Origin of the sequence: Paenibacillus sp. PvP094 (assembly GCF_040546835.1) — a bacterium.
In the GTDB taxonomy this organism is placed as follows: Bacteria; Bacillota; Bacilli; order Paenibacillales; family Paenibacillaceae; genus Paenibacillus; species Paenibacillus illinoisensis.
This window is the reverse complement of record NZ_JBEPOM010000001.1, coordinates 6,514,320-6,538,581: the sequence shown is the minus strand read 5'-3', so window position 1 is coordinate 6,538,581 and position 24,262 is coordinate 6,514,320. Positions and strand designations below refer to the sequence as shown.

The 24,262-nt window shown below is 47.7% G+C and carries 24 protein-coding genes; 16 read left to right on the top strand and 8 right to left on the bottom strand.

The features are described from left to right. Positions 1-139 precede the first annotated feature (139 nt). From hemE to ABIC22_RS29415, 6 genes are all read left to right on the top strand, one after another. On the top strand, positions 140-1,204 hold the full coding sequence (hemE, locus tag ABIC22_RS29440) for a uroporphyrinogen decarboxylase (protein WP_154896007.1): 1,065 nt from the start codon (positions 140-142) through the stop codon (positions 1,202-1,204). After that, on the top strand, positions 1,197-2,147 hold the full coding sequence (gene hemH / locus ABIC22_RS29435) for a ferrochelatase (protein ID WP_154896008.1): 951 nt from the start codon (positions 1,197-1,199) through the stop codon (positions 2,145-2,147). Before hemE ends, hemH begins: the two co-directional genes overlap by 8 nt. Continuing rightward, positions 2,147-3,571: a protoporphyrinogen oxidase gene (gene hemY / locus ABIC22_RS29430; protein ID WP_095358940.1), complete on the top strand. Its 1,425-nt coding sequence runs from the start codon at positions 2,147-2,149 to the stop codon at positions 3,569-3,571. Before hemH ends, hemY begins: the two co-directional genes overlap by 1 nt. 163 nt (positions 3,572-3,734) lie before the next feature. Then, on the top strand, positions 3,735-5,159 hold the full coding sequence (locus ABIC22_RS29425) for a CapA family protein (RefSeq protein WP_354485641.1): 1,425 nt from the start codon (positions 3,735-3,737) through the stop codon (positions 5,157-5,159). A 34-nt stretch (positions 5,160-5,193) separates the two neighbouring features. Next, on the top strand, positions 5,194-5,937 hold the full coding sequence (locus ABIC22_RS29420) for a glycerophosphodiester phosphodiesterase (RefSeq protein WP_354485639.1): 744 nt from the start codon (positions 5,194-5,196) through the stop codon (positions 5,935-5,937). Positions 5,938-5,988: 51 nt separating this feature from the next. Further along, positions 5,989-6,621 (top strand): fumarylacetoacetate hydrolase family protein, encoded by a 633-nt coding sequence (locus tag ABIC22_RS29415; RefSeq protein WP_127536462.1) that lies wholly within the window; start codon positions 5,989-5,991, stop codon positions 6,619-6,621. Between the two features lie 110 nt (positions 6,622-6,731). Here ABIC22_RS29415 and ABIC22_RS29410 read toward each other — a convergent pair whose 3' ends face one another. Further along, positions 6,732-7,139: an SHOCT domain-containing protein gene (locus tag ABIC22_RS29410; protein ID WP_354485637.1), complete on the bottom strand. Its 408-nt coding sequence runs from the start codon at positions 7,137-7,139 to the stop codon at positions 6,732-6,734. A gap of 356 nt (positions 7,140-7,495) precedes the next feature. Here ABIC22_RS29410 and ABIC22_RS29405 point away from each other — a divergent pair, with 356 nt between their 5' ends. From ABIC22_RS29405 to ABIC22_RS29365, 9 genes are all read left to right on the top strand, one after another. Further along, a complete protein-coding gene (locus tag ABIC22_RS29405; protein WP_127536460.1) occupies positions 7,496-8,053 on the top strand; it encodes a MarR family winged helix-turn-helix transcriptional regulator in 558 nt (185 codons plus the stop codon). Positions 8,054-8,104: 51 nt separating this feature from the next. Next, positions 8,105-9,553 carry an aryl-sulfate sulfotransferase gene (locus ABIC22_RS29400; RefSeq protein ID WP_354485635.1) on the top strand — a complete coding sequence of 483 codons (1,449 nt, stop codon included), beginning with the start codon at positions 8,105-8,107 and terminating at the stop codon, positions 9,551-9,553. Positions 9,554-9,592: 39 nt separating this feature from the next. Beyond that, positions 9,593-10,621 carry an ABC transporter substrate-binding protein gene (locus ABIC22_RS29395; protein ID WP_354485634.1) on the top strand — a complete coding sequence of 343 codons (1,029 nt, stop codon included), beginning with the start codon at positions 9,593-9,595 and terminating at the stop codon, positions 10,619-10,621. A 25-nt stretch (positions 10,622-10,646) separates the two neighbouring features. After that, on the top strand, positions 10,647-11,423 hold the full coding sequence (locus tag ABIC22_RS29390) for an ABC transporter ATP-binding protein (protein WP_127536457.1): 777 nt from the start codon (positions 10,647-10,649) through the stop codon (positions 11,421-11,423). Between the two features lie 17 nt (positions 11,424-11,440). Further along, positions 11,441-12,214: an ABC transporter permease gene (locus ABIC22_RS29385; protein ID WP_095288032.1), complete on the top strand. Its 774-nt coding sequence runs from the start codon at positions 11,441-11,443 to the stop codon at positions 12,212-12,214. 225 nt (positions 12,215-12,439) lie between these two features. Beyond that, positions 12,440-13,249 carry a DUF92 domain-containing protein gene (locus ABIC22_RS29380; protein ID WP_095359220.1) on the top strand — a complete coding sequence of 270 codons (810 nt, stop codon included), beginning with the start codon at positions 12,440-12,442 and terminating at the stop codon, positions 13,247-13,249. A 13-nt stretch (positions 13,250-13,262) separates the two neighbouring features. Further along, positions 13,263-13,841: a TetR/AcrR family transcriptional regulator gene (locus tag ABIC22_RS29375; RefSeq protein ID WP_095288031.1), complete on the top strand. Its 579-nt coding sequence runs from the start codon at positions 13,263-13,265 to the stop codon at positions 13,839-13,841. Between the two features lie 67 nt (positions 13,842-13,908). After that, entirely contained in the window at positions 13,909-15,840 is a 1,932-nt protein-coding gene (locus ABIC22_RS29370) for an ABC-F family ATP-binding cassette domain-containing protein (protein ID WP_354485633.1), read from the top strand. 148 nt (positions 15,841-15,988) lie between these two features. After that, positions 15,989-16,927: an AAA family ATPase gene (locus ABIC22_RS29365; protein WP_354485632.1), complete on the top strand. Its 939-nt coding sequence runs from the start codon at positions 15,989-15,991 to the stop codon at positions 16,925-16,927. A 105-nt stretch (positions 16,928-17,032) separates the two neighbouring features. Here ABIC22_RS29365 and ABIC22_RS29360 read toward each other — a convergent pair whose 3' ends face one another. The 5 genes from ABIC22_RS29360 to ABIC22_RS29340 all read right to left on the bottom strand — a co-directional run bounded on the left by ABIC22_RS29360 (position 17,033) and on the right by ABIC22_RS29340 (position 21,105). After that, positions 17,033-18,073, bottom strand: coding sequence for a M42 family metallopeptidase (locus ABIC22_RS29360; RefSeq protein ID WP_354485631.1), 1,041 nt, complete (start codon positions 18,071-18,073; stop codon positions 17,033-17,035). Between the two features lie 100 nt (positions 18,074-18,173). Further along, entirely contained in the window at positions 18,174-18,557 is a 384-nt protein-coding gene (locus tag ABIC22_RS29355) for a LapA family protein (protein WP_127536453.1), read from the bottom strand. Between the two features lie 137 nt (positions 18,558-18,694). Beyond that, positions 18,695-20,485, bottom strand: a complete 1,791-nt coding sequence (gene pepF, locus ABIC22_RS29350) for an oligoendopeptidase F (protein WP_127536452.1) — start codon at positions 20,483-20,485, stop codon at positions 18,695-18,697. Between the two features lie 197 nt (positions 20,486-20,682). Further along, complete coding sequence (locus ABIC22_RS29345) at positions 20,683-20,868, bottom strand: hypothetical protein (protein WP_095288025.1); 186 nt, start codon at positions 20,866-20,868, stop codon at positions 20,683-20,685. Between the two features lie 3 nt (positions 20,869-20,871). After that, positions 20,872-21,105: a hypothetical protein gene (locus tag ABIC22_RS29340; RefSeq protein WP_095288024.1), complete on the bottom strand. Its 234-nt coding sequence runs from the start codon at positions 21,103-21,105 to the stop codon at positions 20,872-20,874. A gap of 163 nt (positions 21,106-21,268) precedes the next feature. Between ABIC22_RS29340 and ABIC22_RS29335 the strand changes: the two genes are divergently transcribed. Then, a complete protein-coding gene (locus ABIC22_RS29335) occupies positions 21,269-21,466 on the top strand; it encodes a cold shock domain-containing protein (protein WP_095288023.1) in 198 nt (65 codons plus the stop codon). A gap of 127 nt (positions 21,467-21,593) precedes the next feature. Here the strand turns inward: ABIC22_RS29335 and ABIC22_RS29330 are convergent, their stop codons facing one another. Next, positions 21,594-22,772 carry an MFS transporter gene (locus ABIC22_RS29330; protein ID WP_127536451.1) on the bottom strand — a complete coding sequence of 393 codons (1,179 nt, stop codon included), beginning with the start codon at positions 22,770-22,772 and terminating at the stop codon, positions 21,594-21,596. A 35-nt stretch (positions 22,773-22,807) separates the two neighbouring features. Continuing rightward, on the bottom strand, positions 22,808-24,148 hold the full coding sequence (locus ABIC22_RS29325; RefSeq protein ID WP_354485627.1) for a multi antimicrobial extrusion protein MatE: 1,341 nt from the start codon (positions 24,146-24,148) through the stop codon (positions 22,808-22,810). Positions 24,149-24,262: the final 114 nt, after the last annotated feature.

Sequence of the window (24,262 nt, the reverse complement as noted above, 5' to 3'; positions counted from 1 at the left end):
CCATAATTGGCATATGGATGATGCGATGTAAGGAATGTCATAGTATTGTCATCGGAACAGAGCGGCACGTGGTTGTTACAGCTCTTCAAAAAGGGCATAATGAGAGTTATGAGTCCAAAAACTATTGGAGGCTTCTTACATGAGCTATAATGATCGTTTGATTCGAGCCAGCTTCAAGCAGCAAGTAGACCGTGTTCCTGTATGGTACATGCGTCAGGCTGGGCGTTATGATCCTGAATATCGTAAAATTAAGGAAAAGTACTCTTTGCTCGAAATTTGCCGCAGGCCAGAGCTAGCAGCTGAAGTTACACTCATGCCGGTACGTAAACTCGGTGTGGATGCGGCTATTTTGTACTCCGATATTATGAATCCGGTTGCGTCTTTGGGCATTGATTTTGATATTGTAAAAAACATTGGTCCCGTTATTGATAACCCTATACGTTCGGCAGCAGATGTGGATCGTTTGCGTCCGATTGATGTCGAGGGGGACCTGTCGCATATTTTGGAAACCATTCGGATTCTGGACAAGGAATTGGATGTTCCCCTCATCACATTTGCGGGCGCACCGTTTACCATTGCCAGTTATCTGATTGAGGGTCGTCCTTCAAAGGGCTACATTCGGACCAAAACCATGATGTACAGCGAGCCTGAAGTATGGCATAAGCTCATGCAAAAACTAGGCGATATGGTAATTACATATGTCCGTGCACACATTGCTAATGGAGGCAAGGCTTTTCAGCTATTCGACAGCTGGGTTGGAGCCCTTTCTCCAAATGATTTCAAAACGTATGTGTTGCCGACGATTACCCGTATCTTTACCGAATTATCGGATTTGAATGTACCGAAAATCTATTTCCCTGGTGTGGCCTCCGGTGAACTGCTTCCAACTCTGACGGATCTGCAAGCCAATGTGATCGGTCTGGACTGGAGAGTTTCCATCACAGAAGGCCGCAAGAGACTGGGTGGCAAATTTGCCGTTCAAGGCAATCTGGATCCCTATGTGCTGACAGCACCGATGGACTTGATTAAGCAGCAGGCAAAAGTCATTATTGATGAAGGTATCAAGGAGCCAGGTTATATTTTCAATCTGGGACATGGCTTGTTCCCGGAAGCTTCTCTTGAGAAATTGAGAGAACTTACGACATATATTCATGAATATTCTGCAGAAGTTTTGAAGACGGGGGTGACGGTTAGCAATGACTAATACCGTAGGTGTACTGGTGATGTCTTATGGCACACCTGAAAATATGGAAAGTATTGAAGCGTACTACACACATATTCGTAGAGGACGGCCGCCTGAGCCGGAACAACTGAAGGAACTGACGGACCGGTATGAGGCTATCGTTGGGGGCGTTTTCCCGCTGCGTGAAAATACGGATAATCAGGTTAAGGCCCTGCAGGAGACACTGAGCCAAGATGAGCGTACGAACGGAGTGGAGTTCCGTTGTTATCAAGGGCTGAAGCATGCTCATCCATTTATTGAAGATGGTGTGGAACAGATGGCGAAGGACGGAATTCAGACAGCTGTCGGTGTTGTACTTGCTCCTCACTATTCCACAATGAGTGTGGGCAGCTACATCAAGCGTGCTCGTGAGAAAGCAGAGGAACTGGGAATTCAAATGACATTTGTTGAGAGCTACCACCTGCATCCTAAGCTGATCCAGGCTCTCTCTTCCCGTGTCAGTGCCAAGCTGGATGAATTTGAAGAGGCTGGGGCGAAGCGCGGTGATGTACGAGTCCTGTTCAGTGCACACAGCTTGCCTGAGCGGATCGTAAGTCTGGGGGATCCTTATCCGCAGCAATTGCTTGAAACCTCCGAAGTCATTGCATCACGTGTAGGTATTAGCAACTGGCAATTTACATGGCAAAGTGCTGGACGTACGGCTGAACCGTGGCTTGGTCCGGATATTTTGGACACACTTCAGGAACTGTCCCGCGAACAGGTTGAGGATGTGCTGGTTGCACCCATTGGATTCGTCTCTGATCATCTTGAAGTACTCTATGATCTGGATATTGAGGCCAAAGCGATTGCCAAGGAGATTGACATGCGCCTAATGCGGATCGATTCGCTCAACAGTGATCCTCTCTATATGGAGACGTTAAGTGACGTCATCATTAGCCAGTGGCAGCAAGGGTCGGATGTGTAATGGAAGACCAGAAACGTCGTGTTGTTGTCGTTGGTGGAGGCCTGACTGGCCTCAGCGCGGCATTTTATATTCGGAAGCATTACCGGGAAGCCGGGATTGAACCGCAAATTACACTGATTGAGAAAAGTTCGTCCATGGGTGGAATGATTGAGACGCTGCACCGGGATGGATTTGTCATTGAAAAAGGACCCGATTCATTCCTGGCCCGCAAAACTGCCATGATTGATCTCGCCAAGGAATTGGAAATTGATCATGAACTGGTAAGCCAAAATCCGGAATCCAAAAAAACGTATATTATGCAGCGGGGCAAGCTTCACCCCATGCCTGCTGGACTTGTGCTCGGAATACCAACAGAGTTGAAGCCGTTTCTGAGAAGTGGCCTGGTTTCTCCGGCAGGGAAGCTGCGCGCGTTGATGGATTTCTTTATTCCACCGCGCCGTACCGCGGAAGATGAATCCCTCGGTTACATGATTGAACGGCGTCTCGGTCCGGAGGTGCTTGAAAACCTGACTGAGCCATTGCTTGCCGGTATTTATGCCGGGGATATGCGTCGTCTGAGTCTTCAGGCGACATTCCCGCAATTCGGTGAAGTGGAACGGGATTATGGTAGTCTGATCCGCGGCATGATGACAGGTCGTAAACCTGCAGAGACACATACGGGAACGAAGAAAAGCGCGTTCTTGAATTTTCGCCAAGGACTTCAGAGTCTTGTTCACGCCTTGGTTCACGATATGCAGGATGTGGACCAACGCCTGAATACGTCTGTTCTATCATTGGATGTTCAGCAAGGTGGTCAAACGAGGTACAGTGTGCAGCTCAATAACGGGGAGCGTATTGAAGCGGATGACGTGATTGTTACAGTCCCGACGTATGTGGCATCTGAACTGCTCAAACCGCATGTGGACACCTCTGCGCTGGATGCAATTAATTACGTATCTGTAGCCAATGTGGTCCTTGCTTTTGAGAAAAAGGATATTGAACATGTATTTGATGGTTCAGGCTTCCTCGTTCCACGCAAGGAAGGGCGGAATATTACAGCCTGTACCTGGACATCGACCAAATGGCTGCACACCAGTCCGGATGACAAAGTGCTGCTGCGTTGTTACGTCGGCCGCTCCGGAGACGAGCAAAATGTAGAACTTCCCGATGATGCGCTGACGGCTCTGGTGCTCAAGGATCTGCGGGAAACGATGGGTGTAGAGGCCGTTCCGATCTTCTCGGAGATTACCCGCCTACGCAAATCCATGCCGCAGTATCCCGTAGGCCATCTTCAGCATATTGCAGCACTGCGTGAGGAACTAGGCAGTAAGCTGCCGGGTGTTTACATTGCTGGTGCTGGTTATGAAGGAGTAGGTTTGCCGGACTGTATCAAACAGGCAAAAGAAATGTCGCTTCAGGCAGTTCAAAAGCTGGCTGTGCACTAATGCAGCCAATATAAGGCTGCCTTTCCTGCGGAATGAATTCATTCTGTAGGAGAGGCAGCTTTTTTCATGCAGGATATTTATTTACAAGTGAATTGAATGATGGAAATCCAGGATATGCCTGATATAATGATAAAGGATTGCTGTAGAAGAAGAGGAGCTGCCTATGTATCCCCCAAGATCTAATCGAAGTAATCAAAAGAAAAAAGAAAAACGTGCACGCAGACGTATTATCTGGATGATCAATCTGTTTCTGATTGCTGCAATCGGAGGGGTAGGCATATATTACGCAGCAGAGATGCAGAAACAGCAAGCGGAGCCGGCGACAAATGAAGCTGTGGTAAAAGAGCAACAACCTGCGGATCAGGAGGATGCCAAAGGTGGCGATGAGTTGGATTCGCCTGAAGCGGAGTCAGATGCAGATCCGGATGCAGAACAAGATTCTATGGAAGTAACCAGTCCGGAGTCAGAAACTGCTGAAGATGAGAGCGTTTCATCCGGCGGTGAAACAACGGAGTCGGGCAGTAAGGAGTCGGTTAAAGGGTCCGAAGAAGGACAAACAGGGACGGGAACAGCCAAACCATCAAATCCGAAGGACAATGAAAGTTCTGGAGCCCAAACAACGGTTCCACAGCCTACAGGATCAGGGAAGAACGTAACCATTAATTTTGTTGGTGATATTCAGTTCTCTGGCAAGGTGGCCGAATTGTTGGATAAGAATGGCTACGATTACCCTTATGCCAAGCTTGGCGGTCTGTTCAAGAACGATGATCTGACCGTGGGCAACCTGGAGACTCCCGTGACGCTGGGTGGGTCAGCTGCTGAGAACAAATCATTTGTTTACAAATCTTCGCCAAAAGCATTGGCAGCGATGGCTGCTGCCGGATTTGACGCAGTAAATCTGGCCAACAATCACATTTTGGATCAGGGTGTTGAAGGACTCGTCGACACACTAACCTACCTTCAGGAGTATGATATTGCGCATACTGGGGCCGGAATGAACAGGGACGAGGCGTATGCGCCTGCCTATCTGGAACGGAAAGGCATTAAGATCGCACTGCTTGGCTTCAGCCGGGTTGTGCCGGAATCGACCTGGAAAGCGGAAGGGAATCGTGCTGGTGTTGCAGAAACCTATGATTCTACAGGGGCGGTAAACGCGATTCAAGAAGCTCGTCAGAAGGCGGATCTTGTGATCGTGGTAGCACATTGGGGAGAAGAGCGAGTCAGTACACCCAATGATGACCAGACCAGACTGGCACATGAGTTTGTGGATGCTGGGGCTGATCTCGTCATTGGTGGGCATCCTCACGTGCTTCAAGGAGTAGAGTATTATAAGGGCAAGTGGATCGCATATAGCACAGGCAATTTTATTTTTTCGAAATCAACGACGGAAGAAACCTGGAAAACAGCTGTTTTTCAGGCAGAATGCAGCGCTGAAGCGAAGTGCAGCATGAAGGTCATTCCATATGAGGCGGGGCTTGGTCAGGCCATTCCAATGATAGGTGAAGCCAATAAGCTGTTATTGGAGCAGATGACTAAGCTCTCACCAGGCATTCGGTTTGATGCAAATGGAGTAGCTTCAACAAGCTGATACAAGAATGAATACGTCTAAGGAGTGGGAATACATGAGTAACCTATGTGTAGCACACCGTGGATTTTCTTCCACAGCACCTGAGAATACGATGGCAGCTTTTCAGCTGGCCATGGAGCAGCCTTATGTAACTTGGATCGAACTGGACGTGCAATTGTCCCGCGATGGCGTGCCTGTAGTCATTCATGACTTTTCGTTCAACCGGACGACGAATGGAGAAGGGCTTGTACGGGAGACCAACTGGTCTGATATTCAGAAGCTGGATGCAGGGAGCTGGAAGTCCAAGGCCTATGCGGGGGAACGCGTACCGGCTCTGAGCGAAGTGTTGGACAGCTGCAAGGGCAAAGTACGTCTGAACATTGAGCTGAAAACACAGGGAGACATGTATCCGGGGTTGCCGGCAGCCGTTATTGAGGAAGTACGAAAAAGAAATATGCAAGACGAAGTCGTTTTCACTTCCTTTGAACCTGCTGCTCTGACTGAATCCAAAAAACTTGCACCCGAAATCACTACAGGTCTCATTATTGATGCACGTCCAGGAGATCTATTAGCGAGACTTCGTCAGCTGCAATGCGGGTTCCTATCGATCGGTTACACCAACGTGGACAAATCACTGATGCAGGAAATGAAGAACGATGGCATTCAGGTCATGGCCTGGACCGTAGATGATAAGATCATTATGAAGCGCCTCGCTGCAATTGATCCCGAGCTCATGCTGTGCACGAATCGTCCTGACGCTTGGAATCAGGCATTGCAAAAGTCGAGCAATCGGGCATAAAGATCAGGGTCCATATTCGCTAATTAATCCAATAAAGGTGGTCGTATTCCGATGCTCTCAACGATTCGTAACGTATACTGTGTAGGACGCAATTATAAACTTCATGCGGAAGAGCTGGGTAACGCGGTTCCGGATGAACCGATGATCTTCATGAAGCCTTCGCATGCGGTTGTACCCATGAATGGAGAGGCGATTGAATTACCTGCTTCCCGTGGGGAAGTTCACTATGAAGCTGAACTGGTCGTTCAAATCGGCCGGAGTTATGAACCAGGGGTTGCTGTAGAGGATTTGATCGAATCGTATGCATTTGGCATTGATTTTACGCTGCGTGATGTACAGTCGGTCATCAAGAAGAAAGGCCACCCGTGGACTGCGGCCAAAGGATTCAAAAATTCCGCACCTGTAAGTGGTTTTCAGGCCTTTTCCGGTACGGAAGCTTTGCTTGCAAAAGACTTTACGCTGACCAAAAATGGTGTTGAAGTGCAGCGAGGCAACATTCGCAACATGATTTTTGACCTTCAACACATTGTGGATTATGTAGGACATCACTATGGTCTTGGTACAGGCGATATCATCTTTACCGGGACACCGGAGGGTGTGGGACCAACCGTAGAGGGAGATGTGCTTGAGCTCGCCTGGGATGGTCAATCCGTTGGGAAATGTACCATTGCAGCAGCGAAATAATCCTGTAAGTTCCGTATGAATTATAATTATACAGTCATCCATTCAGGGGCGGGAAACCGCTCCTTTTTGACGTGATCATAGAAGATAAACGAACACGCATCTGTACACGTTTAGGCCCACTCGTAAGAGGTACGGGCGCTTTCTAGAACAATTTGTTCGATTTCCGCATGTTGTGCCTCATATTGCTCTTGGGTGATACTTCCGCTTGCCAGTCGATCATCCAGCTGCTGCCTGAGTTGGTTGACCTGCAAAGCCACGACCTGACTGAAATCTCCATCATTCTCGTCTGCAATGGTTTTGAGTGATTTGCCTGCGTACAGATCCTGATACAGATCTTCCTCAGAGGAATGGTTCAGTGCAGTCAGCAGCTCATCCTTGTTATCATCTTTGGTATTTATACTTACGATGGACCACTCCGTCATGGGGATCGGAGAAATGGCTGATTTGCTCCAGGCGGTTCCCGCAAAAGACATGGTTACAATCATCGTACCCACAAACATTACACGTTTTATATTCATTCTTGTCATCCTCGCTTCTCTATTTAAGTACGAAGGGAATCGTAGCTTAATCTTGTTGTTTTGATCTGAGATTAGTTTAACCGGAGAAGCTGAAGTGAAACTTAAAATGGCATAAATAAATCCTAACAGGCAAAAAAAGAATAAATAACTTTTAATTCTTACTTGACAGGTTGGGTTAGTAGGTTATATGATGAACTCAATTATTTTAACACTCATTAAATGAACAGTGAAATAAATTTGAATACGGATGCGAGCTGATTGGACCACCAAAGGCTCCCGGGACTACTCCATATGGAATGTCTTCGGGAGCCTTTTTGCGCACTTGCTAACGTTTCGGTTGGATAGGAGGAAATGAAATGAACGAGAGTGATTGGGATGCGTTGGAGAAAACGGATTGGCTGTTCCGCAAGATGGTCAGACGATTCGTCAAGGAGCGGGATCGCATAACGGTGGAAGGCATTAGCCTGCCAGGTATGCTCATCCTGCACAAAATCATTCGTGAAGGAGAACAGCGGCTCGGGGACCTGGCCGATCAATTGGATTTCACTTCGGGTGCCATTACTGCATTGACTGACAAGCTGGAGAAAAAGGGATTAACGATCCGCAGACGCAAGGAAGACGATCGCCGCACTGTCCTGCTCGATATAACCGCCAAAGGTAGGGAGATGTATGCCCGCAATAGCAATATCGGTGCCCGATGTATCACGCTTCTGTTTGAGGGATTTACCACTGCGGAACTGGAACAGCAAAGCCAGTTGTATGAGCGGGTGATCGCGAATCTGGAAGGATTCTCAGATACACTGCTGAAGCTTGCCGAGAGCAACACGAGAGATGAGACAGATCCGTCTGTGGACAACGACCTTGAACAGAAGCGAAAGGGGAATTCCGGAAAGAACAATTATCTCAGTTATTAATGCTTGAACTGTAGTGAATGAATTTAACAATCCAAGGGAGAGATGAGAACGATGGGACACTCAACAATTTATCCAACGGGAGCAACGCTGTATAATCCGGAAAAGGCTTGGGGTGGTTACACCGTGTACCAGGCAGGTGAAGAAGGCGTTGTATTAATTGATATGAACGGGAAGGAAGTTCACCTCTGGAAAGGACTGCTCGGATTTCCGGCTAAGATTTTCCCCGGAGGTTATGTGCTGGGTAGCACGGGCAGAAGAGATCCAAAGTTCGGTATTCAGGATAATGTGGACCTGGTTCAGGTGGACTGGGATGGCAACATCGTGTGGAAATATAATAGCTACGAACATATTGAAGATCCGGGATACGAACCATTGTGGTACGCCCGCCAGCACCATGATTATCAGCGTGAGGGCAATCCGGTAGGGTATTATGCTCCTGGTCTTGCTCCGAAAACACAAGGTGGCAAGACACTGATCCTGGCGCACAAAAACGTAAGCAATCCGCAAATTTCGGATAAACCTTTACTTGATGATGCCATTATTGAAGTGGATTGGGAAGGCAATGTGTTGTGGGAATGGCTTCCGAACGAGCATTTTGAAGAACTGGGCTTTGACGAGGCTGCACGCAATGTATTGTACCGTGACCCGAATACGCGTTCATTTGGTCACCTTGGTGGGGGTGTAGGTGATTGGCTGCATATTAACTCGGCTTCCTATGTTGGCCCCAACCGGTTCTATGAAGCGGGAGACGAGCGCTTTAACCCGGATAACATCATATGGGATGCCAGAGAAGCCAACATTATTGCCATTACGGACAGACAGAGCGGCAAAATTGTTTGGAAACTCGGCCCGGATTATTCCTCTCCTGAAGCGAAGCATATCGGCACCATTATCGGTCAGCATCATGCGCATATCATTCCACAAGGACTGCCGGGCGAGGGCAATCTGCTGGTGTTTGATAATGGAGGATGGGCAGGTTATGGTCTTCCGAATCCGGCTTCTCCATATGGCTTGAAACACGCGGTCCGTGATCATTCCCGCGTACTTGAGATTGACCCGTTGACACTGGAGGTTGTGTGGCAATATACCTCTGCCGAAGCTGGCTTTTCCGTTCCAACCGATTCTTATAAATTCTACAGCCCATATATTAGCTCAGCCCAGCGCTTGCCTAACGGTAACACGTTGATCACCGAAGGGTCCAATGGCCGATTGTTTGAAGTTACAGCAGAGCATGAGCTGGTGTGGGAATATATTTCTCCATACAAGGATGGGCGTAATACCAATATGGTTTATCGTTCGTATCGGGTTCCATATCAATGGGTTCCTCAACTGGAGAAGCCGGAAGAGGTGGCGATCGAAGCCATTGATGTATCGGTCTACAGAGTGCCGGGAGCAGCAGCCAAAGGCTCTGACTCGGTAGTCAGTGTAGAGGCAACACTGCCGTTTGTTGAAGGAGCAGCTTGCGTAGCAACATCGGATGAAGGAAAACAAGGCAGTTAACGGTAGTCGAGGATAAATTGATTGAACGGGGTGCATGTTGTGAAAAAAACAGCCATTTTAAAGGGAGCATTCCTGCTGCTCCTCTCCATAACTTTTATCATCTCCGGATGTTCTTCAAACGGAACGGTGTCCGAAGCGAAAGGCGGCTCCGCAGGTAGTGCCGCCAAGGTAAAGATCCGCATAGCGGATACGAGCACAAACCCGACGTTCAGGGTAGCCATTGCCAAAGGGTTCTTTGAAAGCCAAGGCATTGATGCAGAGAGTATCACGTTTGGTTCTCCGGCAGAAGGCGTGAATGCACTGTTTATCAAACAGGTCGACATTGCCTATGGTGCTGACTTCCCGGTGTTGAACGCTCTGGCCAAAGGGGATTATTCGATCATCGCTTCTGCGGGTCAGACAACGGATGAAGCAGCAGCTGCATGGAAGCTGTATGCCAAGGAGGAGATCCAGACGGGTGCAGACTTGAAGGGCAAGAGCGTAAGCTTTATTCGAGGAACATTCATTCCTTATCTGTGGGATGAGTATTTGAAGGATCAGGGGCTTGAGCTTGGTGATGTGAAGCAGATTGGGCAAGGGGCCTTCGATGAGTCCTATATTGCATTGAAGCAAGGGGAACTGGATGCCACTTGGGTTATCGGATCTGCATTAACCGACAAGTTCGATACGCTCGAAGGCGTGCACCAGCTGACAGATATGTCCCAGACTCCGGTAAGGCTTGGCATGGGATTGGTTGCAAGCAATGAATTCATTGAAGCGAATCCGGAAACGGTAAAGGGATTTCTTGTGGCGCTGGATCAAGCTTCAACATATGCCCAAGCTCATCCTGATGAGGTAGCGGATCTAATGTACAAGGAGACAAAACAACCCAAGGAAGCAACTTTGAAGGATCTTCCCATCAATCCGTGGGTCGTTGGCTTTACCCAGGAAGCTTATGATAGTTTGGCGGGACAAAAGCAATACATGGTGGATAACGGAATCATTGAGCAGGATTTTGATCTTAAAGGCAAGTTAAACCTGGCACTTCTGAAACAGGCATTGCCGGATAAAGTAACATATACCGAATAACCCAAAACGTACTGGAGGTGTCCTTATGTCCTTACCCGCAGATCGTCACTCGATTCATATTGAACAGCTTCGAAAGACCTACAACGCTCCAACAAATGGAGAAGTGCATTACATTATCAAGGATGTTGATCTGGTGATCAAGGGCGGCGAATTCTTCGTTCTGCTTGGTCCCAGCGGCTGCGGAAAATCAACGTTACTTAATATGATTGCCGGTTTTATCTCCAAGTCGGGCGGACAGCTTAAAGTGAATAACAAGGAGATTGACAGACCTGGAAGGGATCGTGCGATGGTGTTCCAACAGGCGGATTCCTCACTCTTTCCGTGGCTTACCGTAAGGGAAAATGTTGAATTCGGACTTCGGATGTCCAAGGTGCCCAAATCTGAACGCCGTACGATTTCGGACCGATACATTCAGCTCGTGGGGTTGGGAGGACATGAAGGGAAGTATCCGAAGGAGCTGTCGGGAGGCATGAAGCAGCGGGTACAACTGGCGCGGGTGCTCGCCAATGACTCCGAGATTCTGCTCATGGATGAACCTTTCGGTGCGCTGGATGCCATGACTCGAAGAGTCATGCAGAAGGAACTGGTGAATATCTGGAGGGAAACACATAAGACCGTTATTTTTGTTACCCATGACATTCAAGAGGCTCTATTGCTCGGTGAACGGATCGGAATCATGTCAGTGGGACCTTCGTCGAATATAACGGACATTTACCATAACGTTCAGTCTTATCCGAGAAATATTGCTTCGGCTGAATTCAATAGCCTGTACGATCAGATTCAAAGCCATTTTGAAGAATAACTGAGGTGATCTGGACCATGAAATGGTTGGAGAAAAAGTGGGTGTCTGTACCGATATTGTGGGTTACAGTCATTCTGATATGGCAGCTTGGTGCATTGCTCTACGGGCCGGACGTGATTCCTGGTCCATGGGATACTGTGCAGGGTGCTCGCGAATTAATTGCGGATGGCACACTCATGCAGTATATCGGGATCAGCTTCACACGTGTACTGGCCGGATGGGTGCTGGGAAGTGTCATTGCCATTCCGGTAGGGCTGCTTATCGGCAAGGTTCACATCATCCGTCTGTTTGCCGAACCCTTCCTTAATTTTATTCGATTTATCCCGCCGATTGCTTTCATTACATTGTTCCTGGTCTGGTTCGGCATTGGGGAACAGTCCAAGATTGCACTGATCATGTATGCGACATTTTTCATTGTTGTACTGAATACACTGACGGGTGTCCTGTCCATTGAAGAGGATAAGATTCGTTCAGCCCGCAGTATGGGCGCGAATGAGTGGCAGATTTTGCTGCATGTGGTTGTCCCTGCTACGACCCCATACATTTTCACAGGTATTCGATTGGCGATGGGAACTTCCTATATGGCCATTATCGGTGCAGAGATGATTGCTTCTAATGAAGGCGTAGGTTATCTGATATGGAATTCACGGTTATTTTTCCGGACGGACTGGATTTTTGTTGGTCTCATCTCCTTGGGATTCATGGGTTTTCTCACGGATCGTTTGTTCAACTGGTTTGGTCGCCGTGTATTGTATCGGTATGGTGTCATCGGCGGGGTCAAGAGAGGCTGACACCGTGCGAAGCGGACGACGCGATGATTGTTATAAAAGGGCAGTTTCGATCAATTATATTTCATCTAGCAGACCTGATTCGCAGCTTACTATGCTGCCGGATCAGGTTTTTGTCATGCCTGCAACGGGAGTTTCGGCATTGGGCTCAAACCGTGGTATAATTGAATTTCAAAAATAACATAAACGTCATGTGGACCATAGATGCTGCCACATGCAGGAGAGATTATGGACTGGATTATCGGCGCCGTATGCGCTTTTATTGTGGCGGGTGCAGCCTACGCGAAGAAGTCGCTAACCCTGTCCGGTTGCTTGGCAGCTGTGTTGATGGGAACGATCTATTACGGGGCAGGCAACTTGTTTTGGTTTGGCACACTGCTGTTGTTTTTCATAACTTCAACCTTGTTGTCCAAGTATCGTAAGGAACGCAAGCAGGAGCTGGAGAAATCGTATGCCAAGACAGGCAATCGGGATGCAGGGCAAGTGTTTGCCAACGGCGGAATGGGCATGCTTCTATGTTTGGGATACTGGATATTTCCACACCCGGCCTGGATCTATGCTTTCATTGGTGTAATGGCAACCGTAACATCCGATACCTGGGCTACCGAACTTGGAAGCCTGAGCCGCAAGCCGCCACGTTCTGTGGTGAGCTGGAGGGTGCTTACCCCGGGCGCTTCCGGTGGTGTGTCGTTACTTGGGACAACAGCGGCGGCAATAGGCGGAGCACTAATTGGAGCAGGGGCATTTATCTTTTCTTGGATCGCAGACTTTGAAACGCTCGGATTTCTAAGCTGGACGTGTGTTGGACTTGTAGGTGGACTGGCTGGAGCATTTGCCGATTCCTACCTTGGAGCAACAGTCCAGTTGATGTATCGCTGTACTGAATGCGGCCGAGAAGTTGAGGTCAGTGAACACTGTGGCCACAAGACCGTTCGCGCACGAGGCTGGACGTGGATGAGCAACGATCTGGTCAACGTGCTGAGTTCGGTGATCGGCGGATGTGTGGCTATCGGTTTGGGTATTATTTTGGCGCTGTAGGGAGGGAGTGCAAGTGAGCACTGTGCAGGGAGACAAGTCGGAGGCTATTTTGGATGCGGCTTATGGTATTTTTGGATCAAAAGGATTTTATGAGACGAAAATGTCCGATATTGCTGAAGAAGCTGGCATTGCAAAAGGCACCATTTATTTATATTTCAAGAGCAAGGAACAACTATTCGTCGCGGTTTCCAAGCGGGACTGTAACAGTTTTATCAGCAGGCTTGATTATGCCTTGAAATCTCAGGAGAATACAGGTGAGAAGCTTGGCGCAATCGCCAAAACTCACCTGACTTATTATTACGAGCGGCGCAATCATACGAAGCTGTTTTTTATGGCACCTAATAACGATCCGGATCTAATGAAATTCATGAAGGCCTTTATGAATGAGTATATGAGCATGGTGTGTGAGGTGCTGAAAAGTGCAAGTGTACCTGAGCCTGTGCTTTTGGCAGAAGCCTATATCGGGATTTTGGATCGATTGAAGATGGATATTATGCTGAATCCGGAGTTCAATGAGGAAGATCTGAATAAACGGATTGCTTTTGCAGCGGCACTATTTCTGGACGGTTGTCGTTCTTTTTTACAAGTATAAGTATCATCATGAGCATGGAATCAAGAGACTCTTGAATCTCAATTTACAGAGAAGTGGGTAACGAGCAATGAACATAATGACGGTAGAGCAAATTTCAAAAAGCTATGGCGAAAAAATATTGTTCAAGGACGCCTCGTTTGGCATGGGCGATCAGGATAAGATCGGCGTCGTTGGCGTAAACGGAACGGGAAAGTCCACGTTTCTGCGTGTAATTGCAGGCATGGAACCGGCTGATGAGGGACAGATTGCTATCGGAAATGATGTACGTATTCAGTTTTTGGCACAGAATCCTGAATTTAACCCTGACAATACCGTACTGCAGCAAGTATTCGAGGGCGATAGCCCAGAGATGAAAACAGTGCGTGAATACACGGAGACGATGGAACTGTTGGAATTGAATCCATCCGATCCTGCCTTGCAAGAGCGGTTATTGCGTCTGAATCAACAGATGGAGCAGCTTCAGACCTGGCAGATGGAAAGTGAAGCCAAAAGCATTCTGTCCAAACTGGGTATTCGTCAATTTGACGCACTAATGGGAACCTTGTCCGGAGGACAACGCAAGAGGGTGGCTCTAGCGTCTGCGCTGATTCACCCCTGTGAGCTTCTTATTCTGGATGAGCCGACGAACCATATCGATAATGATTCTGTTGTTTGGCTGGAGCAATATCTGCAAAAACGTCGTGGTGCACTCCTCATGATTACGCATGATCGCTACTTCCTGGATCGTGTGGCGAATGTGATGCTGGAGCTGGACCATGGGCGTTTGTTTCGTTATGAAGCAAACTACACCCGCTTCCTTGAGCTCAAGGCTGAGCGGGAAGAGCGCGAATCAGCCTCGGAGCAAAAACGGCAAAACCTGCTCCGTACAGAGCTTGCCTGGATCCGTCGCGGGGCCAAGGCGCGGACTACGAAACAAAAAGCAAGAATTGACCGTTTCGAACAGCTAAAGGATCAACAGGGGCCGAATCGTTCTGGCTCTTTGGAGGTTTCGGTAGGCTCTACTCGTTTGGGCAAGAAGATTCTGGAGATTGAACACTTATCCAAATCCGCAGGTGGACGCAAATTAATTGAGGACCTGAACTATATCGCCGTCCCTGGTGACCGGGTAGGTATCGTGGGTCCGAATGGCAGTGGTAAATCGACTCTGCTGCAGCTGATCTCAGGTAAATTGGAACCGGATGCTGGAGAAGTCGTCCTTGGTCCAACCGTTAATCTGGGCTATTTTACGCAAGAGCATCAGGAGATGGATGAATCTCTGCGTGTCATTGAATATATCAAGGAAGTGGCCGAGAATGTGCGGACGGCGGATGGATCCCTGATCACGGCAGCCCAGATGCTGGAGCGGTTTCTCTTTACTCCTGCGTCGCAGTGGACGCCAATATCCCGTCTGTCAGGTGGGGAGAAACGTCGTCTATATCTGTTGCGTATTTTGATGGCTGCGCCCAATGTATTGCTGCTGGATGAGCCTACGAACGATCTGGATATTCAGACGCTGGCGGTACTCGAAGATTACCTGGATGACTTCCCTGGTGTTGTTTTCGTTGTCTCCCATGATCGCTATTTCCTGGACCGTACAGTGGATAAAGTGCTGGCCTTCGAGGGCAATGGAGCCATCCGGGTACATGTTGGCGACTACAGTGAATATGCGGAATGGATGCTGAAGAATGCACCTGGAGCTTCTCAGATGAGCGATACTGGGTCAGCAGCGAAAAAAGTAAAAACAGATGAGGTTAAGCCTGCTGCATCTACGGCTAAGCCGAAGTTGAAGTTTAGCTTCAAGGAACAACGGGAGTATGATCAGATCGACGAGAATATTGAGAAAGCGGAGGCAAACCTTGCGCGGATCAACACGGCGATGGAGGAATCCTTCAGTGATTCAGCCCGTTTGCAGGAACTCATGGCAGAGCAGGCTGAAGCAGAACGTCATCTGGAAGAACTGATGGAACGTTGGACGTTCCTGAATGAGCTTGCAGAGCAGATTGAGAAAAGCAAATCCTAATCGAAAAGTACAAATCGTCATCATTTGAAATAAGGCTTAACGCCTTGTTTTGAAGGATGGCGATTTTTTTATATGAAACGTTAGCCATATCCATTTCGTTGTAAGTAGTAAGGCATTAATTCCAGCGAAAGGAGAGAACACCACATTTATGTATAAAGAATTGAATGAACAACTGGCTGTGCTCAAGGAAAAGGGGAGAATTTACGAGAAATGGAACAATCGCCTGGAGAAGTTGAACCAGGAAGAAGCTGAGTGGAAGGCAAAAGTACAGCGGCGCCTGGAGCATCTCCAGAAGGAGCAGAATGATGTGGACCGGCTGAATGGCATGACCTTATCTGCATTTTTCTATAACTTGATTGGCAAAAAGCAGGAGAAGTTGGAGAAGGAAGAACTCGAATTAATGGAGAGTAAGGCTGAGTATGATACAGCCTGCCAAATGTTACAAGACATTCACGAGCAGAGGAAAGAAGTGCAGCGCGAACTGGATGAGCAGAGTAAATATCGATTCTGGGAAAATGATTACAAGGTGCTGTGGGGTAAAAAGGAAAATCAACTGCTGGCGAATCACGATGAACTTAGGCAATTGGCAGAGGATCTGGAGCATTTACGCGGAGAAATGAAGGAACTTAAGGAGGCAGACCGCGAAGGGGAACGCCTGCTAAGTGCACTTAACCGTGCGGGGGATGCGCTCAAGTCTGCAGGGAATTGGGGAGTGTATGACATGATGGGCGGAGGTATGATATCCACTCATATCAAACGCGGTCGCATGGATGACGCTCAATCTGCCTTAACTGAAGCGGGAAGATATTTGAAGCGATTCCAGAAGGAGCTTGAAGATGTGAAAATGGCGGTACACGCTGACCTGGAGCTTGGGGGATTATTATCCTTTGCAGATTATTTCTTCGATAATCTCTTTGTGGACTGGATGGTGCAAGACAAAATCCGAAAAGCCGAATCCCAGGTGGAGGAGGGCCGTCATACCGTCCGTCGTACATTACATGTGTTAAAAAACGAAATTCGTGATCATGAGAGGGAAGTAACACAAATCGAGCAGCAATACCGTCAGTATGTGGAACAGGCTGACTAAGGTTGATGTCCAGTTAGGAGAACATGATAGGTAAAGAAAGATGCCAGACAGCGATGTGAGCTGTTGCTGGCATCTTCCTATATTCCCGAAGTATACAGAGGGTAATTACTTGGTTGTGATGTATGAAGCGAGCAGTCTGGCTGTATTCACAACGGCGTTCTTGTGCGTGCGCTCCATCGAATGGGAAGCATGTACCCCAGGACCAATCAGTGCAGCACGAATGTTGTTTCCACCTCGCAAGGCAGCACTGCCATCTGATCCGTATTGTGGATAAATATCAACGACATAATCGAGATTTGCTTGTTTGGCAAGTTCAATCAGGCGACTCGTCATGTCATAGTCATATGGACCTGAAGAGTCTTTGGCGCAAATGGATACATCCGTTTCTTTACAGCTGAGATCGTCACCCATTGCCCCCATATCTACGGCGATCAATTCACTGATCTCGGACGGGATATACGAGGCGCCATGTCCAACTTCTTCGTAATTCGAAATAAGCAGTGAGACGTTATGTAGAGGCTTCCAGCCTTCCCGATAAGCAGATTCCAAAATGCCGAAAAGGGCAGCTACGCTAGCTTTGTCATCCAGATGACGTGACTTGATATAACCGCTTGGCGTAATAACCGCACGTGCATCGAATGAAATAAAGTCACCAACGCCGATACCGAGTTCAAGAACATCTTCCTTGGAAGAGACCAATTCATCAATACGAACTTCCATATGACTTTCCTTACGCTCAAAGGTGCGGGCATCAGGGTAGACATGAACGGAAGGGTGCAGGGAGAGAATCGTACCGGTATATGTTTTGCCATCACGTGTGTGGATCGTGCAATACTCATTTTCAATACTGTGCATGGTGAATCCACCCACAGAGGTTAGCTTGAGCGTACCGTAAGAAGTGATGGAACGTACCATCGCGCCTAGCGTATCCACATGTGCACTGAGTCCAATGGTCTTGGAGGCATCCTGCCCAGGCAAAGTGAGTACGGCTCCGCCTTTGTTATTTAATTCAAATGAAATATTCAATGATTGTGCTTCTTCCCGGATCATCTCGATAATGTGGTGTGTGTAGCCACTTGGACTCGGAGTATCCAGCAGCCTTTTCAGAAGGTCCAGGACGTAGGATTCATTAATTGTAAAATTCATATAGAGATTCCTCCTCATAATCAGTGTTCCCAAACAAGAATACAGCCTGTCTGGTCGAATGGGACATCCATTCCTTATGCCAGCAGGCTGCTTGTTCTTCTTACAACGAATCTGCAGAATTTCCTTTGCGTTGCTGACTCTGGATGGAATCCGTCTCAGCCAAGCGATCCGTTTCAGTTGTTTCGAAGGCTTCCATTGTCGCGGTGGAACCCGGTGAAGAATAGCTCGAAGCCGTGTTCTCCAATTCGGTTACACGCAATTTCAATTGCTTGTTCTCACGCTGCAATCGATACTGACGGAAAATGCCATAGGATCCGACAATGATTCCACCAATCAGGGTACAGCCCAGAATCAGCAAAATCAGGGGGATTTGAACCGTGTTAAACAGCAGGTTAACCTGCACGGAATCCACATTAATAACAGCGAAGATTCCGGTAAGAAGTGCAAAAACAAGACCTGCGATGAGGGTCCATTGCATTTTCATGGTGGTGCCTCCTTGTTGAACAATTCAGGAATACGAATGCATTACCCCAAAGAAGGCGCTGTGCATCTGGCTTGATTATAAAATCCCTTGCCCGAAATGGGCAAGGGATGCAGGTCGCATGTAACAGAGAGACAACTTTATTTAGTCAATTGTTCCATCTGTTCAATCAATTCTTTGAAGACACTCATGGCTTCGCGAATTGGCTGTGGAGAAGACATATCCACGCCTGCTTTTTTTAGAATATTGATGGAGTAGTCACTTCCACCACTCTTGAGGAAGCCAAGATAACGGTCTACCGCAGGCTGACCTTCTTCGAGAATCTGTTTGGAGAAGCTCGTTGCTGCAGAGAACCCGGTTGCGTATTTGTAAACGTAGAAGCTGTTGTAGAAATGGGGGATACGTGCCCATTCCATCTCAATATCCTTATCCACAGCCATGCTGTTTCCATGGTATTGGACATTGAGGTCGTAATAAATTTCAGACAGCAGCTGCGGTGTAAGGGCCTCACCCTGTTCAGCACGCTCATGAATGATTTTCTCAAATTCGGCAAACATCGTTTGACGGAACACCGTTGTACGGAATTGATCTGCATAATAGGTCAACAGATACAGTTTTTCCTTCGGATCCGTGGATTTGTTAAGCAGGTAATCCATCAGCAATGCCTCATTGGTTGTGGATGCAACCTCTGCCAGGAAGATGGTGTACTGTGCATCCCGATACGGAAGGGTAGTATCCGAATAATAGGAATGCAGAGCATGACCCATTTCATGTGCCAGTGTAAACATGCTGTTCAGATTGTCTTTATGGTTAAGCAGGACGTATGGGTGTGTGCCGTATGCACCCCAGCTGTAAGCACCTGAACGTTTGTTTTCGTTCTCATATACGTCAATCCAGCGGTCATCATATCCAGCCTGCAATGTATTCGCATAATCCTCGCCCAGCGGTTTCAAGCCATCTTTGACGGTCTGTTTCGCTTCTTCATAAGTGATGTCCATTTTATACTCATCAACCAGAGGAGCGAACAAGTCATACATATGCAATTGATCCACACCGAGCAATTTTTTGCGCAGATCCATATAACGGTGCAGGAGCGGGAGGCTTTCATGAATGGTGTCCACCAGGTTGGTGTAAACCTCTGTTGGAATGTTGTCACCATACAGTGACATTTCCATTACGGAAGGGTACTTCCGGACATTCGCATAGAACATGTTTTTGGTGACATTGGCATTCAGGGCTGCAGCGATCGTGTTCTTCTGTTTGGCGTACGTTTCATACACCGCTTTGAAGGCACGTTCGCGAACTTCGCGATTAGGGTTCTCCAGGAATTGAATGTAACTTCCGTGGGTAAGCTCCACTTCGTTGCCGTGTTCATCCTTAATTTTCGGGAACTTGAGATCAGCATTATTCAGCATGCTGAAGATGGTTTGCGGCGCTTGGGACAAGTTGCCCACCTGTGCAAGCAGGGCTTCTTCCGTTTTGCTCAAGACATGCGCCTTCTCACGTTTCATCTCTTCCAGTGTGAACTTGAATGCAGACAGTTTCTCATCTGCAATGAATGCATCCAGCTGATCATCCGGCAGAGAGAGGATTTCTGGTGTGACAAAGGAAAGAGCTTCTCCGACACGCACACTCAGCTTTTGCGCTTTTTGGGACAGGTTTTGGTATGTAGGATTAGCTGTGTCTTCATCTTGGTGCATGCGTGCATACACAAAAAGGCGTTCAATTTTGAGACTTACCTCATCTTCGAGTTCAAAACATGCCTTAAGAGATTCGGGCTTGTTCAGCTTACCTTGAAATTCGGAGGCTTTCTTGGTCAGAGACGTTACTTCTTCGTATTCCTGATCCCAGGCTTTTTGATCGGCGAACAAATCTTCGAGTTTCCACGTATGTTCTGTTGGCACCTCGGAACGTTTCAATAATTGACTCATGGGAATCCTCCTTTGATGAAGTTGATGTATAGACCAATCTGCTCCCGTCTCGCTCGCTTGTGCGGAGAGAGACGAAGGAATCAGACTGAGTACTAGTATGACAAACAGTGATTTTCGATATTTCAACGGCCTTCCTCCTGACTATACGAGCAATTCGGTATAGTATGGCCTCGGACCGGTTGAAATATTTGAGAGCACTAGGCTCCCATGTTGGCCAGGAAATAGACGATCAGGAAAAAAGCAAAACAGATCAGCAGTGTGGCTATAAGGGCCATTCCCCGTCGCAGTCGATCCGGGATGGAACTGCGTCCCAGAATAAGCACAACTCCCAGTGAAAAGGCAAGGATAATGAAGATGACAACATTGCTTGAGTCAAGCGTCATTCATTACACCTCTTTGAAAGCAGCCATCAGCTGACGCCATTCATCCTCGCGGTTCTCGAAATCGGCTTTTGGAAAACGGCGCTCAGCCCAGTGCATCAAGGCAGGGCGGCTGAGAAACGTATGGCATTCTTCGCCCCATTCCTCTGAAATTTCACGGAGTACGAGGTATTTGCCTTGTACTTCTACCGTCATCATATTCCACTTGTCTCTTTTGTATATTTCATGTTTTTTAATCATTGATAGTCTCCAAACTTACGGTTTTGGTAAAATGATACCGTACCCTACGTTTCAAAGCAAATTTTTTCCGCATTTATTGAAAAGATAAATTGCAAAGTGGAAAGTCATACAGTATAATGAGGGTATTCGCCATAGATGGCGATATTTTTAGGAGGTTGTTCATTTGAAAGGTACAGTTAAATGGTTTAACGCAGAAAAAGGCTATGGCTTTATTTCAGTTGAAGGCGGCGAGGACGTATTCGTACATTTCTCCGCAATCCAAGGCGACGGCTTTAAAACATTGGAAGAAGGTCAAGCGGTAGAATTCGAAATCACTGATGGAAACCGTGGTCCTCAAGCAGCTAACGTAATTAAATTGTAAGATTTTTCCGTTCAACGGATTTCTTATAAATGATTGGCTTCTAGCTGAATATAAAGAACCCAAGCACAGTCCCCCTACGGAGACTGTGCTTTTTTGTGTTCATTTTTATAAAAAGAGAGAGGTGTGCTCATTGTGCACGTTTGGTCATGCTGGATAACAGCTTCAGGATGAAACCAAGAAGTGCAGCGAGTGAGAAGGCCATGGCAGTAAGATAGAAGACCTGTCTGCCTGCATGATCCAATATCAACCCGCCAAAGGTTCCGCTGAGCAGACCTGAGGCACTTGACCATACGATGGTGAACAGGGCCATACCTGTCGCACGATACGCATCGGGTACAAGGCGGGTAATATAGCGGACGGCTGTTACGTAGAAAATGCCAAAGGTGACGCTATGCATGGTTTGAATGGCGACAACAGCCGCTGGTGTATCCGATACAGACATCAGAAACAAACGAAGGGTATACATAAGTGCAGCAAAGGTGAGTAACGGAAGCTCCTTATACCGATTGCCATACTTGCTGAGCAGCAGGAATATAGGAATCTCGCTCACGGAAGAAATGAGCAGCGACCAACCGATCAGGCCTTCACTGGCACCGAGATCCTTCAGCGTGATGGTGAGAAAAGCTTCGTTCATCCGATGCCCTAATGCCAGCAGGAAGACACATCCGAAAAAGCTCAGCACATCTCTGCGTTTCAGGATTGCCCAGAGCCCGGAGAGCTCCATTTTACTGCTGCTTCCAGAGGGTTCATTCTGATCCTGCAACCGGAAACCAATCAGAAGTGTCATGGCCGCAAGTGTAACGCACACCCACATCGTCCATCCGGGTCCAAAAGAACCAAGAAAATAACCAATGCTTAATGCAAAAAAAGCATAGCCAATGGAGCCGAAAACTCGAATGGACGTAAAATTTCGACCGTATTTGCTTGCAGTGGTAATTGCCATCGTATCGGCAAGCGGGTAGACCGGATAATAGAAAAAGTAAAATAACGTCACCAGGATAAATACTTGGCCAAAGGACGTCGCATTGGCGAGCATGACGCCTGTAATTAATTGTCCGCCGAGCAGAATGATCATGACTTTGCGAACCGTTTTGTAGCGGTCACTGGCCATACTCCAGAACATGTTGGAGAATACGGAGACAAGTGGACCGATACCGTACAAGTAGCCAATCTCGGCCCGGCTGAATCCCAGATGACTGAAGTAGAGCTGGAGATAGGATACCACCAGCACGGTCGAACCGAAGATTGTAAACATAAGTGCCCGCAGCCAGTTTTGATCCGGGCGAGCGTTGTGACTTAATTTCATGTTGAGAGACTCCATTCTTCATTACATTTCAGTATTTAGCCTTTAAGTGAAGATGACTTGCGGGACGGTGGGGCAGACATGGAAGGTTCCTTCTGCGTGCGCCGGATGACGAGCCATACAATGATCAGTTCTGCCAGCAGACCTAGTGACTGGGCGACTGCACCAATCATGCCGTTCCAAGCCGGGAAGATGCTAACCAGAATGAGCAGGACGATCACGGTACAGATTGCATTGGCTGACTGGGAGCGGAACATCGTTTTGGTCTGTCCCCGCAGCAGGAGTAGCCCATTGCTGAAATCAAGAAAAGGCGAAATCAGCGGAAATAGCACAAAGGCACGCAGCGTCCACAAACTTTGCTGCAGCAGGTTTCCTTGAACACTCATTACATTTTCCAGTACCCATGGACCTAGAGGCGTATAGGCTATGGTTGCTGTCATGGCAAAAGGAATAAATCCGGTCACCAGTGCGAATTTTTTCACCAGTTTGGCATCAATCTCATAGAAATTAAGCACAATTTGATGGATGTAGGTGAAAAAGCTTAACATGAGCTGCATCAAACTGCTGGCTACAGCAAAAGAAGAGATGGCCAGTGCAATACCCGTCGTTTTGCCAAGCACGATATTAATGACAGGTCCGATGAACAAGGCGACAAAACTGGATAACAGCAGTGGTTTGTAAAAGCGGAAAACGTCTCCTTTGTTTTCGACAGGATGATCCTCCAGCTTGGCTGGCATGTTCCGCTTGATGCTGTTTCCCTCAAGAAAACTGACGAGCGCTTCAATAATCATCCCTGCCGCAAAAATGATAGCGCCTACACGACCACTGTTAATACTGTCTGTATAGATGAAATACAAGGATAGGCCATACATGCCTCCAAGACGGAATAACATGCCTATCGTCAGCCATTTGGTCCGATTATTCGTAATGATAATGCCTTGATAGATATTGCGAATGACCGAGAAGATACTGACGTACATCAGAATTTCGTAGACATCGATTACTTTGGACAATAAATCGGGACTCACGCCGAACAGATATTTAAAAACCACTGTACCAATGGGAGAGTATACGATAAGGAATCCGATCAGTAGTACGCAGGCAAGAAATATTTTGGTGACGAAAGTGAGGGCCTGAAAGGACAGGCGGTCCCGAACCAGCGCAGAACAGGTTTGCCGCAGCAGTGTGGAGGGGCGTTCCGTAAGGGTCAGCAGGCTGCCTGCAATCGCGTAGCTGGCAATGACCGTCTCCGGATGGGCAGATCTGGCGAGTGTACTATTAATAATTACGTGAGAAATGGTAACCAAAGAGGCGGATATGCCGAGCGGTACAAAAAAAGCAAATAACCGTCTCCACGAGAGAGGCTCACTTGACATCATGTCAACGACTCCTTTGATGGATGAAATATGCTTAGTATATCACAAAGGCTAGTTGGCGGAAGCGATTTTTTCCCGTGATTATGCGGTAGATCATTTGTACAATTAAGGGGTTCA

Bases quoted from the DNA above. Each gene is read 5' to 3' on its own strand.
- hemE (WP_154896007.1), top strand. From the start codon at position 140: ATGAGCTATAATGATCGTTTGATTCGAGCCAGCTTCAAGCAGCAAGTA.
- hemH (WP_154896008.1), top strand. From the start codon at position 1,197: ATGACTAATACCGTAGGTGTACTGGTGATGTCTTATGGCACACCTGAA.
- hemY (WP_095358940.1), top strand. From the start codon at position 2,147: ATGGAAGACCAGAAACGTCGTGTTGTTGTCGTTGGTGGAGGCCTGACT.
- ABIC22_RS29425 (WP_354485641.1), top strand. From the start codon at position 3,735: ATGTATCCCCCAAGATCTAATCGAAGTAATCAAAAGAAAAAAGAAAAA.
- ABIC22_RS29420 (WP_354485639.1), top strand. From the start codon at position 5,194: ATGAGTAACCTATGTGTAGCACACCGTGGATTTTCTTCCACAGCACCT.
- ABIC22_RS29415 (WP_127536462.1), top strand. From the start codon at position 5,989: ATGCTCTCAACGATTCGTAACGTATACTGTGTAGGACGCAATTATAAA.
- ABIC22_RS29410 (WP_354485637.1), bottom strand. From the start codon at position 7,139: ATGAATATAAAACGTGTAATGTTTGTGGGTACGATGATTGTAACCATG.
- ABIC22_RS29405 (WP_127536460.1), top strand. From the start codon at position 7,496: ATGAACGAGAGTGATTGGGATGCGTTGGAGAAAACGGATTGGCTGTTC.
- ABIC22_RS29400 (WP_354485635.1), top strand. From the start codon at position 8,105: ATGGGACACTCAACAATTTATCCAACGGGAGCAACGCTGTATAATCCG.
- ABIC22_RS29390 (WP_127536457.1), top strand. From the start codon at position 10,647: ATGTCCTTACCCGCAGATCGTCACTCGATTCATATTGAACAGCTTCGA.
- ABIC22_RS29385 (WP_095288032.1), top strand. From the start codon at position 11,441: ATGAAATGGTTGGAGAAAAAGTGGGTGTCTGTACCGATATTGTGGGTT.
- ABIC22_RS29380 (WP_095359220.1), top strand. From the start codon at position 12,440: ATGGACTGGATTATCGGCGCCGTATGCGCTTTTATTGTGGCGGGTGCA.
- ABIC22_RS29370 (WP_354485633.1), top strand. From the start codon at position 13,909: ATGAACATAATGACGGTAGAGCAAATTTCAAAAAGCTATGGCGAAAAA.
- ABIC22_RS29365 (WP_354485632.1), top strand. From the start codon at position 15,989: ATGTATAAAGAATTGAATGAACAACTGGCTGTGCTCAAGGAAAAGGGG.
- ABIC22_RS29360 (WP_354485631.1), bottom strand. From the start codon at position 18,073: ATGAATTTTACAATTAATGAATCCTACGTCCTGGACCTTCTGAAAAGG.
- ABIC22_RS29355 (WP_127536453.1), bottom strand. From the start codon at position 18,557: ATGAAAATGCAATGGACCCTCATCGCAGGTCTTGTTTTTGCACTTCTT.
- pepF (WP_127536452.1), bottom strand. From the start codon at position 20,485: ATGAGTCAATTATTGAAACGTTCCGAGGTGCCAACAGAACATACGTGG.
- ABIC22_RS29345 (WP_095288025.1), bottom strand. From the start codon at position 20,868: ATGACGCTTGACTCAAGCAATGTTGTCATCTTCATTATCCTTGCCTTT.
- ABIC22_RS29340 (WP_095288024.1), bottom strand. From the start codon at position 21,105: ATGATTAAAAAACATGAAATATACAAAAGAGACAAGTGGAATATGATG.
- ABIC22_RS29330 (WP_127536451.1), bottom strand. From the start codon at position 22,772: ATGAAATTAAGTCACAACGCTCGCCCGGATCAAAACTGGCTGCGGGCA.
- ABIC22_RS29325 (WP_354485627.1), bottom strand. From the start codon at position 24,148: ATGATGTCAAGTGAGCCTCTCTCGTGGAGACGGTTATTTGCTTTTTTT.